The following is a 14324-nucleotide window of genomic DNA, read 5'->3' as shown; positions in this document are numbered from 1 at the left end:
GCCCGGCGTGACCGCCGGACGCGGTCGGACCCGGCCCGGCGCGACGGTCAGACGCGGGGAGCGCGGGCCAGCTGGCGGGACTGGGCGACGAGGCGGCCCGCACTGTCCCAGACGTCCGCGTCCTCCTCCAGGAAGCCGCCGGCGAGGTTGCGGGTGGCGATGGAGACCCGCAGCGGACCCGGGGCGGGGCGGCAGCGGATGTGCGCGGTGAGTTCGATGGTGGGTGTCCACCCCTTGAGCCCGAGCTCGAACGAGGTCGGCGGCAGCGCGTCGACCGTCAGCAGCAGCGAGAGCGGGTCGGCGTCGCGGCCGTCGGCGAGGCCGAACCAGCCCCGCATCTCGCCCTTGCCGGAAGGAGCGCCGACGGCCCAGCCGACGGTCGCGGGATCGAGCCTGATGTCGAGCCGCCCGGTGATGGCCGAGCTCCCGGGGATGGGTGCGGGGCCGTCCGCCGGGCCGAGGCAGTGCTCCATGGGCGGGATCGCGGGCGGCTCCGCCGACGTACGGACGTCGTCGGTCAGGGCGTCCAGGTCGCCGTACGTCGCCAGCACCCGGATGCGTTCGATCTCGCTGCCGTCCTCCGCGAACTGGAAGAGCGACGCCTCCCCGGTGGAGAGGGTGCGCCCGGTGCGGACGACCTGCGTGCGGATCACGGCCGGGCCGGGGACGGAGGCGGTCAGGTAGTGCGCGGAGACCGAGAAGGGGTCGGAGTGCGGGAGCGCCTGGCCGAGCGCGCGGCCGAGCATCGCGAGCAGGTAACCGCCGTTGACGGCGTGGATGATCGTCCAGCCCGCGGAGAGCTCCGCGTCGTAGACGCCGTCCTCCCGGAGCGTGACCGCGGTGTCGCGGTCGAACTCGCTGTCCCCGATGGTCGCCCGTACCGCGTGTACCGCGCGCGACTCCTGCGCTGCTGCCTGTGCCATGGCATGCACCGTACACCGATCGTATTACTGAGCGGTAGCTTTTGTTGCGGTCAGATGACGGCCGAGGTGTCCTCCGCCGAGGCCGAGCGCCTGTTCCAGGCCCGCGGGGCCCTCCAGTGGAAGCGCATGGCCAGCAGTCGCAGGACGAAGGCCGTGATCACGGCGGCGCCGCTGGTGTAGGCGTTGAGCGTGTCGAAGCGGATGCAGAGCACCACGGTCACGGCCCCGACGATGGCGGGCACGGCGTACAGGTCACGGTCCCAGCGCAGCAGCGAGGGGACCTCGTTGGCCAGGACGTCCCGCAGGACGCCGCCGCCGACCGCGGTGGCCAGCCCGAGGGCGGCCGACGAGGTGAGGCCCAGGCCGTAGTCATACGCCTTGATCGTGCCGGACACGCAGAACAGGCCCAGCCCCGCGGCGTCGAACACGTTGACGCCGACCTGGATGCGTTCGACGTGCGGGTGCAGGAAGAACACGAGACCGGCGGCGAGCAGCGGCGTGAGGAAGTACCCGAGGTCCGTGAAGGCCGCGGGGGGCAGCGCGCCGATCATCACGTCACGGAAAATCCCTCCGCCCAGCGCTGTCACCTCGGCGAGCACCGCGATGCCGAAGACATCGAAGTTCTTGCGTACGGCGAGCAGGGCGCCCGAGATCGCGAAGACGAAGATCCCGGCGATGTCGAGCGCATGCTGGACGGAGGGGGTGAAGAGTTCGTTGAGCACCGGGCAATTGTGCCGGTCCTACTCCTTGGACTTGTCCCCCGTACCCGTGGACGGTGCGGCGGAGCCCTTGCCGGCGTCCTCGGGGGCGGCCTCGGCGGCCTCCTCCTCCGACTCGGCGACTTCAGCGGCCTCTTCCGGCTCGGCGGCCTCTTCGGGCTTGGCCGACTCATCCGGCTCGGCAGCCGTCTCCGGCGCCTCGACGGCCTCAGCGGGCTCGGCCGACGCGTCCGGCTCGGCCGTCACCGTCGCCTTCTCCGCCGTGACCGGCTCGTCCTCGGTCACGGGCTCGGCCGTCTTCGGGGCGACCGGCGCCGCGGCCTTCTCCGACTTCACCGTGATGACGTCCGCGACGAGCGGCGCGTCCCCGGGGAGCTGGTCCTCGCCGTTCTCCGGGTGGTGGCAGGCCACCTGGTGACCGGTCTTGAGCTGCAGCAGCGGCGGCTCCGTGGTCTTGCAGGCCTGCGTCGCCTTCCAGCACCGGGTGTGGAACCGGCAGCCGGTCGGCGGCGAGATCGGCGACGGCACATCGCCCTTGAGCAGGATGCGGTCGCTCTTCTCGCCGCGCCGCCGGGGGTCGGGCACCGGCACCGCGGACATCAGGGCCTTGGTGTAGGGGTGCATCGGCGCGCCGTACAGCGAATCGCGGTCCGCGAGCTCGACGATCTTGCCGAGGTACATGACCGCGATCCGGTCGGAGACGTGGCGGATGACCGAGAGGTCGTGCGCGATGATCATGTACGTGAGCCCGAGCTCGTCCTGGAGGTCGTCCAGCAGGTTCACGACCTGCGCCTGGATCGACACGTCCAGCGCGGAGACGGGCTCGTCCGCGACGACGAGCTTCGGGTTGAGCGCGAGCGCACGGGCGATGCCGATGCGCTGGCGCTGGCCGCCGGAGAACTCGTGCGGATAGCGGTTGTAGTGCTCGGGGTTGAGCCCCACCAGCTCCAGCAGCCGCTGGACCTCCTTCTTCACGCCGCCCTCGGGCTTGACGCCCTGGAGCCTGAAGGGGGTGCTGACGATCCCGCCGACGGTGTGGCGCGGGTTCAGCGACCCGTAGGGGTCCTGGAAGATCATCTGGATGTCACGGCGCATGGGCCGCAGCCGCCCCGCGGACATGTGGGTGATGTCGCGCCCCTGGAACTCGACCTTGCCACCGGTCGGTTCGAGCAGACGGGTCACCAGCCGGCCCATGGTCGACTTGCCGCAGCCCGACTCGCCGACCACGCCGAGGGTCTCCCCCGCGCGGACGTCGAAGGTGAGCCCGTCGACGGCCTTGACCGCGCCGACCTTGCGCTTCAGCACGCCCTTGGTGATCGGGAAGTGCTTGGCCAGGCCCTCGACCTTGAGGAGCGGCTCCGACCCGGCTCCCTCGGACCCCGCCGCGGCGGACGCGGGGGTCTCGTTCTTCAGCTCAGTCACAGCTTCGGCGCAATCTCTTCGATCCAGATCTTTTCCCGCTGCTCACGCGACATGTGGCACGCGGAGTAGTGCCCGTCGCCGGCCGGCGTCAGCTCGGGACGCTCGGTGCGGGTGATGTTGTCCTTCGGGACGTCGGCGTACGGGCAGCGCGGGTGGAAGGCGCAGCCGGACGGGACGTTGATGAGGCTGGGCGGCGACCCCTTGACCGGGACGAGCCGGTCGGTCTGCTCGCGGTCGATGCGCGGCATGGAGCCCAGCAGGCCCCAGGTGTAGGGGTGCTGCGGCCCGTAGAAGACCTTCTCGGCGCTTCCGCGCTCGATGCAGCGGCCCGCGTACATGACCAGCAGGTCGTCCGCGATCTCGGCGACGACGCCGAGGTCGTGGGTGATCATGACGACCGCGGAGCCGAACTCCTTCTGCAGGTCGCGGATCAGGTCGAGGATCTGCGCCTGGACGGTGACGTCGAGGGCGGTCGTCGGCTCGTCGGCGATCAGCAGCTGGGGGTTGTTGACCAGGGCCATCGCGATCATGGCGCGCTGGCGCATGCCGCCGGAGAACTGGTGCGGGTAGTCCTCGTAACGGCGCTGCGGCTCGGGGATGCCCACGCGGTCGAGCATCTCGATGGCGCGCTTCTTGGCCGTCTTCTTGTCGACCTTGTGGTGGACGCGGTGCGCCTCCACGATCTGCGCGCCGATGCTGTAGTACGGGTGCAGCGCCGACAGCGGGTCCTGGAAGATCATCGCCATCTTCTGGCCGCGCAGCTCGCGCACCCGCTCGGGCCCGGCGCCGATCAGCTCCTCGCCGTCGAGCCAGATCTCACCGCTGATCCGGGCGCGCTCCGAGGTGTGCAGTCCCATGATCCCCAGCGAGGTCACGGACTTGCCGGACCCGGACTCACCGACGATGCCGAGGGTCTGACCGGCCTTCAGGTCGAAGCTGACGCCGTCGACGGACTTGACCAGGCCGTCGTCGGTGTCGAAGTGGATGCTGAGGTTGCGTACGGAGAGGAACTCCTTGGCGTCCGCCGCGGCGTCCCGGGGGGCGGGGACCGTCGCCGGCGCGGGCGCGTCCTTCCCGCTCGGGGCGTCCTTCTTGCTTACGTCGCTCATGAGAGCCTCACCCGGGGGTCGATCGCGGCGTACACGAGGTCCACCAGCAGGTTGCAGATGACGATGAAGAAGGCGGCGACCAGGGTCACGCCCATCACCTTGGGAAGGTCGGCCGTGGTCACTCCCTGGATGGCGAAGGCGCCGAGGCCCTGGAAGGAGAACACTCTCTCGGTGATGACCGCGCCGCCGAGCAGCAGCGCGAAGTCCATGCCGAAGATCGTGACGAGCGGGGTGAGCGCCGCGCGCAGGCCGTGCTTGACGACGACCTTGCGCTCCGCCAGGCCCTTGGCCCGGGCGGTGCGGATGTAGTCCTCGCCCATCGTCTCCAGCATCCCGGCCCGGGTGAGCCGGGCGTACAGGGCGGAGTACAGCAGGGCGAGCGTGCACCAGGGAAGGACCAGGGCGCCGGCCCACTCCACGGGGTTCTGGAGGAACGGCACGTACTCGCCGTTGCCGAAGATCGCCAGGACGACGAGGCCGGTGAAGAACATCGGCAGCGAGACACCGGCGAGGGCGACACCCATGGAGAGGCGGTCGAAGAACGACCCCCGCTTCAGGGCGGAGACGACACCGGCGGCGACACCGGAGAGGACCCAGATGACGGCCGCACCGACGGCCATGGAGAGCGTCACCGGAACGCGGTCCACGAGCTGGGGCCAGATCTCGGTGTGCGTCTTGAAGGAGTAGCCGAAGCACGGGGCATGGCAGGTGACCGGGTCGGGACCGAACTGGTATTCGGCGCCGACGACGATGCCCTTGATGAAGTGCCAGTACTGCAGGTACAGGGGCTGGTCCAGCCCCAGGTTCTTCTTGACCGCGGCGATGACGTCGGGGTCGGGGCTCTTCCCGACGTACTGGGCGGCCATCGAGTCGAGGGTCTGCCCGCCGAGGCGGGGGACCAGGAAGAAGATCGCGAACGTGACTGCGCTGACCACCAGCAGCAGCAACACCGCGGCGAATACGCGTCGGATGATGTACGCAGCCACAGCCGTGCGGCGCCGGGCGGGCGAGCGGGTTGACACCCGCCGGCCCGGCGCCTTCACCTGCCTTTCAAATGATGCTGTCGATGAACAGGTGTTACTTCTTGGTCGAGGTCATCAGCACGTAGTCGTACATACCGAGGTATGCGTCCGTGACCGTGACGTTCGCCGCGGAGTCCGGGCGGTACAGCAGGTTCTTGCGGTAGACGAGCGGAACGACGGAGGCGTTCTCCATGACCTTCTGGTCGACCTCGCCCCAGGCGGCGTTGCGCGCCGTGGTGTCGACGGTGCCGATGCCCTTGACGAGTGCCTCGTTGACGGCCTTGTCGTTGAGCTCCATCAGGTTCGTGCCACCGGACGGCTTGATGGCCGTGCCGTTCACGATCTGGTCCAGGAAGCCGAAGCCGGTCGGCCAGTCGGCGCCCCACTGCATCATCATCATGCCCGCGTTGTTCTTGTGCACCCAGGCCGGGACACCCGCGAAGTCGGTGAAGTACTTGTCCGAGGGGAACTGCTTGATCTCGGCGGTGATGCCGATCGCCTTCAGGCTGCCCTGGAGCTGCGTGGCCGCGGTGATCTCGTCAGGACGGTCGGAGCGCGCCGTGAGCGTGGTCTTGAAGCCCTTGGGCTGACCGCACTTGGTCAGCGCCTCCTTGGCCTTGGCCGCGTCGCCCTTGTGGCCCTCGGTCGGGTACAGGTCGAACTTCTTGTAGCCGGCGACGGTCGGGGGGATGACCGTGGTGGCCGGGTCGCCCTTGACCGAGCCGCCGATCGAGTCGATCAGGCTCTGCTTGTCGACCGCGTACTGGACGGCCTTGCGGCACTCGACGTTGTCGAACGGCTTCACGTTGACGTTCAGCGCCATGTACTGCAGCACGCCGGCGTACGGGTTGTCCGTCTTCGCCTTCTCGGCGGCCTTCACGAGGACCTTGGGCTGCGTCTTGGACTGCAGACCGGTGCCCGCGATGTCAGCGGTGGTGACGTCGTTGAGCAGGTGGTCGTCCACCGTGGTGGGGTTGACGTTGAGCTTGAGCTCGATCTTGTCCGGCAGGGCCTTGCGGATCGGGTCCGTCTTCGGGTCCCACTCCGGGTTGCGGACGAGCGTCGCGCCCTTGCTCTCGTCGTACGCCGAGAACTTGTACGGGCCCGAGGACACGATCTTCTGGACGTAGCTGGCGCCCTTGTCGGCCTTCTGCGGGACCGGAGCGGTCTGCGAGAACGCGGCGAGGTAGTCCATGTCCGCGAACGGCTTGTTCAGCTTGAAGGTGATCGTGTAGTCGTCCGGGGTCTCGATCGACTTGAGGCCCTCGGGGGACTTGTCCTTGTAGGGACCCTTGTACTTGTCGCCGCCCTCGAGGTACGCCTTGAAGTAGGTCGGACCGTTGGACAGGGCCTCCGGCGCGAAGTTCGAGCGCTCGACGGCGTACTTGACGTCCTTCGAGGTGATCTCCGTGCCGTCCTCGAACTTCACGCCCTTGCGGATCGTGTAGGTCCAGGACTTGGCGTCGGCGCTGGCCTTGCCGAGACCGGTGGCGAGGTCCGGGACGATCTCCAGGCTCTCCTTGCCGGCGGCCGGCTTGAAGGTGACCAGGGAACGGCCGTACAGGCGGGAGAAGTTCTGCACCCAGCCGTAGTACGTGTTGCCCGGGTCCAGGGAGTCGGGACCGCTCGAGTGCTCGAAGGTGACCGTCCCCCCCTTCTTGTCGGTCTTGTTGACGATCGACGTCAGGCCGGCGTCGGCCTTGCCCCCGCCGCTGCCCCCCGCTCCGTCGGTGTCGGTGTCACTGCCGCTGCAGGCCGACGCGCCGAGCGCGACCGCCACGGCGACGGCGATGGCCGAAGCTGTCTTTCTGGTTCTCATGCTGAGGAAAGCCCCCTCGATCGAACGGTGCGGCATCGCCGCGATTACTTGCCACGAGGGTCGAGTGCGTCACGCAGCCCGTCCCCCAGCAGATTGAAGGCCAGCACGGTGAGGAAGATCGCCATGCCGGGGATGACCATGAACATCGGGTCCACCTCGTAGAGGTCGACCGCCTGGGTCAGCATTCCGCCCCAGGAAGCCTGCGGCGGCGCGATACCGACGCCGAGGAAGCTGAGGGATGCCTCGAAGAGGATGTTCGTGGGGATCAGGAGCGTCGCGTAGACCAGGATCGGCGCGATCAGGTTCGGCAGCAGTTCGCGGAAGAGGATGAAGGGACCGCGGGCGCCCAGCGACCTCGCGGCCTCGACGAACTCCCGCTCGCGGAGCGACAGCGTCTGCGCGCGGACGATGCGGCCGATGTAGGGCCAGCTGAAGAAGCCGATGACGAAGATCAGGACCGCGATCCGCAGGGTGAGTCCCTGCAGCCCGAACGCCTCGCCCTGCAGCGAGGCGGAGATGGAGATCGCGAAGAGCAGCAGCGGGAACGCCAGGAAGGTGTCCATCAGGCGGCTGATGAAGCTGTCCACCCAGCCGCCGTAGAAGCCCGCGACGACGCCCATGACGACACCGATCACGACCGAGAGCAGCGTGGAGCCGACCGCGACCACGAGCGAGACCCAGGAGCCCTCGAGGATGCGGGCCAGGATGTCGCGGCCCGTCTGCGGTTCCACCCCGAACGGGTGGTCCCAGCTGATCCCGCCGAAGTCCCCCTTGGGCGCCAGCAGTACGGGGTCGACCAGGCTCTGGTTGAACGCGTCGGGGTCGAGCCCGAGGAGCGCCTGGAGCGGCTTCGACAGCAGAGCGGTGAGGATCAGCAGCACGACAACGATGCCACCGGCCATCGCGGCCTTGTCCCGCTTGAAGCGGGTCCAGGCGATCCGGCCGAGCGAACGGCCCTCGATCTGCTTGCGCGGGGCGCCTTCCAGCACCGCTTCGGGCTGCACTTCCGCCCTGGTGGTCTCGATAGGTGCCGTCATTGCGGTGGAGACCCCTCTCGGCCGACGGTGGCCGGCCCATGACCGCCGCTGTAGCGGCTCGTACAAAACGTGACACACGTGATCACACACCCCGGAACTGACCCTGTTTGAAAGAGGGATGTGCGGGGCAGGGAACACCTGCTGTGTGGAGTCTGAGGTGACTTCGCGATCACCCGCCAGACCTGACGGGGAATGTTTGCTCAAACGTGATGCTGCCCAGAGGCTTCCGTTATCCGGACAGCTGTGCTTTGTGAGCGGACGTCTCGGCCGCTAATCCGCTATAGCGGACATGGCGCCCCAAGCACGTTCATGTGGTGACCAATTGGCCGTCGGCCGCGACGGGCGGACGCCCCGTCAGTAAGCCTGCGGGGCCTGGCCGGGGACGGGCGGATAGCCGTAACCCGTGCCGGGCGCCGGAGCGTGCGCCTCGCGGTCGTAGAACGGCCGGGAGTTGACGCGGAGCCACATCGCGACCGGGTCGTACTCGTCGGACATCGAGACCGTGGAGACGGGCAGCCCGTCGGGGACCACGCCGATCGACTGCTGCATCATCGCGCGCACGGCGTCCACGGACGGGCGGCCGGTGTCGTAGAGGTCCAGCCCGATCGCCAGGTACGGGACACCCAGCGCCGGCTGCACCCAGGCACGCCGCAGCGCGCGGACGGCGGGGGTGCGGTGGGCGTTCTGCGACAGCAGGGCGTAGAACTGCGGGATCTCGATGGCCGGTTCGGAGAGCCGCAGCGGGCCCGCCGGCATGCGGTCGAGCCCGGTCGCGATGCGGCGCAGGTCGAGCCAGGGGATGCCGACGCCCCCGCCCGGCGCGTGCGGGTTGAGCCAGATGCCCCAGCGGTCCGGGAAGAGCGAGCGGGCGATGTCGCGGCCGGTCGTGACCTCGTGGGCCCTGCTCCAGCCGCTCGCGGAGAGCTCCTGGGCGGAGGTCACGCAGGGGGCGTAACCGAGGCCGTCGACCTCCATGTTGCCGTACTGCGCGTCGGGGGAGCCCGCCGTGCCGTGCCACAGCAGCATCCAGACCTGCCCGCCGGCCAGGGACCTCAGCAGTTCCTCGTACGTGTCGAGGCGCCCGGGGGTCACTTGGCGCAGCATGTGCTCGACCTGTCCGGCCGCCGCGGTGCCTGACGCACTCACCCTGGGTCCCGCCCCTCTTCGATCCGCTGTTCCGCCGCCCGCGTGCTCCGCGGTGTCGTGCCGCCGCTCCCGGCCCGGCCATCAAACCAGCTTATGCGCCGCCCCTGACACCGCCTTGACGCCACGTGCCGGAGCGTCACGTCGCTCTCAGTACGCCTCGCGCACGTAGAACGGGCGCACCTTCTCCAGCATCCAGTCGCCCACCGGGTCCCGGGCGACGTCGAGCAGGACGAGGCTGACCGGCCAGGGGGCCTGGACGCGGCCGAGCGCGCGGCCGAGCGCGTCCATCGGGGCGCTCTGCCCCGCGGCGTCGACGCCCGCCGCCTCGACACCGACGAACAGGACGGGGCTGTCGCCCTCGATGCTGGCCAGTGACCGCCGGGCGGTGCTCACCACTCCCGTCGCCCGGAACTCCTCGGACACCGCGGCCAGGAAGTCGACCGGGTCCTCCTTCCAGTCCGGCTCGTACAGGCGCACCCGGCCTCCGCTCGCGGCCCCGTCCAGCGGGGTGCGGCCCGCCCGGCAGAGTTCCGCGACGGCGGGCGGCGGCAGCGGCACGCCGACCGCTCCCCCGGGGTTCACCGCGATGCCGACCTGCGGGGGGAGACCGCGGGCGAAATCGCGTGCGGGCGCGACCGTGAAGGACAGGTGCGATCCGACGCACTGGAGGTACTGCGCCTCGGAGCTGAACACGGGGACGTACGCGGCGCCGTCGATGTCGACCGTCGGCAGGTCGAGAGCGGCGCTGTCGGGCCCGCCGCCGTTCGGCAGAGGTACCCAGACCTGGCTGCGGCCGAGCACCTCGACCAGCCGGCCGCCCGCTCCGGGTATGCCGATGGAGGCGCCGAGCACCTCTTCGAACTCGTTGGCCGGCCATCCGTTCGTCTGATGGGGCGCGGCCTGGGCCGGAATGTCCACGGTGTCTGTGTCCCTTTCTCGCCGTGCTGTGCGGCAGAAACCTTAGACCGGGTCGGGCCCCGGATGCAGGGCCCGGACGGGAGCGGTGCCCGGACCCGGCGCGGCGTCCAGATTCCGGACGGTCCGCCGGCCCGCCGCGGACTGTGCGTATGCGAACGGTGACGCCCCGCCCGGACCCCGCCCGGCCGCGGCTACTGCTGCGGAGGCCGCGCCTCCGGGAAGGAGATCCGGCACACGGCCCCCGCGGACTCCCGGTCGAGCAGCACCGCGGAGGCGCACCCCGGCGGCAGCAGACCGCTCCCGGTGTCACGCAACAGCCGTCCCACGGCGCGCCGGTGCCGGGCGAAGGCGTATCCGGAGACCCCGCGCCCGCGCTCCCGCTGCCCCTGACGCGCCACCCCGGGGGAGACGTCGAGCAGCACGAGGTGGAGGTGGCGGCCCCGGTGCCGGGCCTCGCGCGCCAGCCAGCGGCGCACCCACGCCTGCGTGCCGCAGTCGTGGACGACCACGGACGCCCCTGAACGCAGGGCCCGCCACAGGCCGGCGTAGTGCGCGACGCGCACCAGGGGGCGGTAGAGCGCGTACGGGAGTAAGCCGGGCAGGGCCTCGGCCCAGCGGTCCCTGGCGTCCTGGGAGTCGATGGCGTGTTCCTCGACGGCCCGCCGGATCAGCGTCGACTTGCCGCTGCCGGGCAGCCCGGAGACCACCACCACGTCACCCGCCGCGAAGTCCAGACCGCGCGGGCCCCGTCCTCCGGCGCCCCGCAGATCCCGCACCACCGGTGCGGGATCTGCCGTCAGTTCCCTGGCCGGCGCGCCCGGCTGCCGGGGCATGGTCTCGTGCGTGACCCCCGCGGTCGTCGCGTAACGCTGCAACCTCATCGCCGTCCCCCTGCCGATTCACCCACTGACCTGCCCAAGAAGTGTAAAGAAAAGGTAATGCGGCACAACCGCTCCGGAGCGCACGTGTCGCGGCCGCGCGGCCCCGGACACCCGCACGGACCTGGACGCCCCACTCTCTCCCAATGCGTGCGATGATGACCCCGCCAATTGCATACCGGCCGTTTGAATCCGCGCGGGAGAGTCCCGGTCACCGTGTGCGCCGGGCGCCGAAGGAGCAAGTTCCTCCCTTGAATCTCTCAGGCCCCGTACCGCGTGGATGAGGCAGATCTGAAAAGCGGGCCGCCGTGCGGCCCCACCCAAGGTGCAAGCCGAACCCGAAGGGGACGACCCTTCTGGACCCCTTCGGGGGGTCTCGGCGAACCTCTCAGGTTCCGATGACAGATGGGGAGGGATCAACCCTCTGTCGTCATGCCCTGGAGCCATGTCCATGAGCACTGCCCCGAGCGCCGCCCCCCGACTCACCGCCCTCGACGCCCTGCACCGGTCGCTGGGCGCCACCATGACCGACTTCGCGGGCTGGGACATGCCGCTGCGGTACGCCAGCGAGCGCGACGAGCACAACGCCGTGCGCACCCGGGCCGGCCTGTTCGACCTGTCGCACATGGGCGAGATCACCGTCACCGGTCCGCAGGCCTCGGCCTTCCTGGCCTACGCGCTGGTCGGCAACATCGCGACCGTGGGCGTGGGCCGGGCCCGCTACACCATGATCACCGCGGCGGACGGCGGGATCCTGGACGACCTGATCGTCTACCGCCTGGCCGACACCGAGTTCATGGTCGTCGCCAACGCCGGCAACGCCCAGCTGGTCCTGGACACCCTCACGGAGCGTGCGGCCGGCTTCGACGCCGAGGTGCGGGACGACCGCGAGGCGTACGCGCTGCTCGCCGTACAGGGACCCGACTCCCCCGCCGTACTGAAGTCGGTCACGGACGCCGACCTGGACGGACTGAAGTACTACGCGGGCCTGCCGGGCACGGTCGCCGGCGTCCCCGCGCTCATCGCCCGCACCGGTTACACGGGCGAGGACGGCTTCGAGCTCTTCGTCGCGCCCGAGCACGCCGAGCAGCTGTGGACCGCCCTCACCGAGGCGGGCGCGCCGTACGGCCTGATCCCCTGCGGGCTCTCCTGCCGGGACACGCTCCGCCTGGAGGCGGGCATGCCGCTGTACGGGCACGAGCTCACCACCGCGCTGACCCCCTTCGACGCGGGCCTCGGCCGGGTCGTGAAGTTCGAGAAGGAGGGCGACTTCGTCGGCCGCGAGGCGCTGTCCGCAGCCGCCGCCCGCGCGGAGTCCGCCCCGCCCCGCAAGCTCGTCGGCCTGATCGCCGAGGGCCGCCGGGTGCCCCGCGCGGGCTTCCCCGTCGTGGTCGGCGGGGAGGTCGTCGGCGAGGTCACGTCCGGAGCGCCGTCGCCCACCCTGGGCAAGCCGATCGCCATGGCCTACGTGGACGCGGCGTACGCCGAGCCGGGCACCGGGGGTGTCGGCGTCGACATCCGGGGCACGCACGAGCCGTACGAGGTCGTGGCACTGCCGTTCTACAAGCGCCGCGCGTGACGGGCCCGAACCGCACCACGTGACGCATTCGTGTCTCACACCGTAAGACCACCGTTCATCAGCACTCCCCCGCGTACAGGAGAATTCAGGTCATGAGCAACCCCCAGCAGCTGCGGTACAGCAAGGAGCACGAGTGGCTGTCGGCCGTCGAGGACGGCGTCGCCACGGTCGGTATCACCGAGCACGCGGCCAACGCCCTCGGTGACGTCGTCTTCGCCCAGCTCCCGGAGGTCGGCGACACGGTGACCGCGGGCGAGACCTGCGGTGAGCTGGAGTCGACCAAGTCGGTCAGCGACCTGTACTCGCCCGTGACCGGCGAGGTCACCGCGGCCAACCAGGAGGTCGTGGACGACCCGTCGCTGGTGAACTCCGCCCCCTTCGAGGGCGGCTGGCTGTTCAAGGTGCGCGTCGCGGAGGAGCCGAACGACCTTCTCTCCGCCGACGAGTACACCGCGTTCTCCGGCAACTGAGACCCCAAGGGACCCACTGATGTCGCTTCTGAACTCCTCCCTCCACGAGCTGGACCCGGACGTCGCCGCCGCCGTCGACGCCGAGCTCCACCGTCAGCAGTCCACCCTCGAGATGATCGCGTCGGAGAACTTCGCTCCGGTCGCCGTCATGGAGGCGCAGGGCTCGGTCCTCACCAACAAGTACGCCGAGGGCTACCCCGGACGCCGCTACTACGGCGGCTGCGAGCACGTCGACGTGGTCGAGCAGATCGCGATCGACCGGATCAAGGCGCTGTTCGGCGCCGAGGCCGCGAACGTCCAGCCGCACTCGGGTGCGCAGGCCAACGCCGCCGCGATGTTCGCGCTGCTGAAGCCGGGCGACACGATCATGGGTCTCAACCTGGCCCACGGCGGTCACCTGACCCACGGCATGAAGATCAACTTCTCCGGCAAGCTCTACAACGTGGTCCCGTACCACGTCGACGACACCGGTGTCGTGGACATGGCCGAGGTCGAGCGCCTCGCCAAGGAGTCGAAGCCGCAGCTCATCGTGGCCGGCTGGTCCGCCTACCCCCGTCAGCTGGACTTCGCCGCCTTCCGCCGCATCGCGGACGAGGTCGGCGCGTACCTGATGGTCGACATGGCGCACTTCGCGGGCCTGGTCGCCGCGGGTCTGCACCCCAACCCGGTGCCGCACGCCCACGTCGTCACGACCACCACGCACAAGACCCTCGGCGGTCCGCGCGGTGGCGTCATCCTGTCGACGCAGGAGCTCGCCAAGAAGATCAACTCGGCGGTCTTCCCCGGTCAGCAGGGTGGCCCGCTGGAGCACGTGATCGCGGCCAAGGCCGTCTCCTTCAAGGTCGCGGCGGGCGAGGAGTTCAAGGAGCGCCAGCAGCGCACCCTGGACGGCGCCCGCATCCTCGCCGAGCGCCTGGTCCAGCCGGACGTCACCGAGGTGGGCGTCAGCGTCCTCTCCGGCGGCACGGACGTGCACCTGGTCCTGGTCGACCTGCGCAACTCGGAGCTCGACGGCCAGCAGGCCGAGGACCGGCTCCACGAGCTGGGCATCACGGTCAACCGCAACGCCATCCCGAACGACCCGCGTCCCCCGATGGTCACCTCGGGTCTGCGGATCGGCACCCCGGCCCTGGCCACCCGCGGTTTCCAGGCCGAGGACTTCACCGAGGTGGCGGAGATCATCGCCGCCGCGCTGAAGCCCAGCTACGACGCCGAGGGCCTCAAGGCGCGGGTGACCGCCCTCGCGGAGAAGTTCCCGCTGTACGCCGGCCTCAAGTAGGCC

The 14324-nt window shown here is 70.1% G+C and carries 13 protein-coding genes and 1 riboswitch; of the genes, 3 read left to right on the top strand and 10 right to left on the bottom strand.

Annotated features, from left to right (window positions below; translation table 11 throughout):
• Window positions 1–47: 47 nt before the first annotated feature.
• The 10 genes from OHT61_RS22825 to OHT61_RS22780 form a co-directional block, all read right to left on the bottom strand.
• Entirely contained in the window at window positions 48–923 is an 876-nt protein-coding gene (locus OHT61_RS22825) for a thioesterase family protein (RefSeq protein WP_329040773.1), read from the bottom strand.
• 50 nt (window positions 924–973) lie between these two features.
• Window positions 974–1645 carry a trimeric intracellular cation channel family protein gene (locus OHT61_RS22820; RefSeq protein WP_329040772.1) on the bottom strand — a complete coding sequence of 224 codons (672 nt, stop codon included), beginning with the start codon at window positions 1643–1645 and terminating at the stop codon, window positions 974–976.
• An 18-nt stretch (window positions 1646–1663) separates the two neighbouring features.
• Window positions 1664–3064: an ABC transporter ATP-binding protein gene (locus OHT61_RS22815; protein WP_329040770.1), complete on the bottom strand. Its 1401-nt coding sequence runs from the start codon at window positions 3062–3064 to the stop codon at window positions 1664–1666.
• Complete coding sequence (locus OHT61_RS22810) at window positions 3061–4173, bottom strand: ABC transporter ATP-binding protein (RefSeq protein WP_329040769.1); 1113 nt, start codon at window positions 4171–4173, stop codon at window positions 3061–3063. The genes OHT61_RS22815 and OHT61_RS22810 overlap by 4 nt, the downstream gene beginning before the upstream one ends.
• On the bottom strand, window positions 4170–5159 hold the full coding sequence (locus OHT61_RS22805; RefSeq protein ID WP_329040768.1) for an ABC transporter permease: 990 nt from the start codon (window positions 5157–5159) through the stop codon (window positions 4170–4172). The genes OHT61_RS22810 and OHT61_RS22805 overlap by 4 nt, the downstream gene beginning before the upstream one ends.
• Window positions 5160–5250: 91 nt before the next feature.
• Window positions 5251–7014: an ABC transporter substrate-binding protein gene (locus OHT61_RS22800; RefSeq protein ID WP_329040767.1), complete on the bottom strand. Its 1764-nt coding sequence runs from the start codon at window positions 7012–7014 to the stop codon at window positions 5251–5253.
• Between the two features lie 44 nt (window positions 7015–7058).
• Window positions 7059–8051: an ABC transporter permease gene (locus tag OHT61_RS22795; RefSeq protein ID WP_329040766.1), complete on the bottom strand. Its 993-nt coding sequence runs from the start codon at window positions 8049–8051 to the stop codon at window positions 7059–7061.
• 354 nt (window positions 8052–8405) lie between these two features.
• Entirely contained in the window at window positions 8406–9197 is a 792-nt protein-coding gene (locus OHT61_RS22790) for an enhanced serine sensitivity protein SseB C-terminal domain-containing protein (RefSeq protein WP_329040765.1), read from the bottom strand.
• Window positions 9198–9344: 147 nt separating this feature from the next.
• Window positions 9345–10115 (bottom strand): enhanced serine sensitivity protein SseB, encoded by a 771-nt coding sequence (locus OHT61_RS22785; protein ID WP_329040764.1) that lies wholly within the window; start codon window positions 10113–10115, stop codon window positions 9345–9347.
• Window positions 10116–10306: 191 nt separating this feature from the next.
• Window positions 10307–10996: an AAA family ATPase gene (locus OHT61_RS22780; protein WP_329040762.1), complete on the bottom strand. Its 690-nt coding sequence runs from the start codon at window positions 10994–10996 to the stop codon at window positions 10307–10309.
• Between the two features lie 184 nt (window positions 10997–11180).
• A riboswitch (glycine riboswitch) is annotated at window positions 11181–11278 on the top strand.
• Window positions 11279–11444: 166 nt separating this feature from the next.
• Here OHT61_RS22780 and gcvT point away from each other — a divergent pair.
• The 3 genes from gcvT to glyA all read left to right on the top strand — a co-directional run bounded on the left by gcvT (window position 11445) and on the right by glyA (window position 14321).
• Complete coding sequence (gene gcvT, locus OHT61_RS22775) at window positions 11445–12572, top strand: glycine cleavage system aminomethyltransferase GcvT (RefSeq protein WP_329040761.1); 1128 nt, start codon at window positions 11445–11447, stop codon at window positions 12570–12572.
• A gap of 92 nt (window positions 12573–12664) precedes the next feature.
• Window positions 12665–13042, top strand: coding sequence for a glycine cleavage system protein GcvH (gcvH, locus tag OHT61_RS22770; RefSeq protein ID WP_327114327.1), 378 nt, complete (start codon window positions 12665–12667; stop codon window positions 13040–13042).
• Between the two features lie 19 nt (window positions 13043–13061).
• A complete protein-coding gene (gene glyA, locus OHT61_RS22765; protein ID WP_329040759.1) occupies window positions 13062–14321 on the top strand; it encodes a serine hydroxymethyltransferase in 1260 nt (419 codons plus the stop codon).
• Window positions 14322–14324 lie beyond the last annotated feature (3 nt).

The sequence above is a fragment of the Streptomyces sp. NBC_00178 genome (assembly GCF_036206005.1).
GTDB lineage: Bacteria > Actinomycetota > Actinomycetes > Streptomycetales > Streptomycetaceae > Streptomyces.
The sequence above is the reverse complement of the archived record's forward strand: the minus strand, read 5'-3'. Positions and strand labels throughout refer to the sequence as shown.